1 pseudogene is annotated in these 324 nt (G+C 61.7%); it reads left to right on the forward strand.

What is annotated here, in order from left to right:
• A pseudogene (locus AB3X86_RS38425) lies at positions 1–324 on the forward strand (hypothetical protein); the annotation flags it as partial.

Consider the following 324-nt stretch of genomic DNA (forward strand, 5'->3'; position numbering starts at 1 on the left):
ACGACAATGCCGCGAAGGGCACGATCACGCTGGGTGGTGACAACAATGGCACGACGATCAAGAACGTGGCCGCAGGTGACCTGTCGTCGACGAGCAAGGACGCGGTGAATGGCTCGCAGCTGTACGCAACCAACCAGCAGGTGGACCAGAACACCAAGTCGATCACCAACCTCGGCGACCAGGTAACGAACGTGTATGAGAAGGGCACGAAGTACTTCCACGCGAACTCGACGGGCGCGGATTCGTCGGCGCGGGGCAAGGACTCGGTGGCAATCGGTATGGGTGCGGTGTCGAACTACGCGAACGACGTGGCGCTGGGCGCAG

The organism is Paraburkholderia sp. BR14374 (genome assembly GCF_040948685.1).
Classification (GTDB): domain Bacteria; phylum Pseudomonadota; class Gammaproteobacteria; order Burkholderiales; family Burkholderiaceae; genus Paraburkholderia; species Paraburkholderia youngii.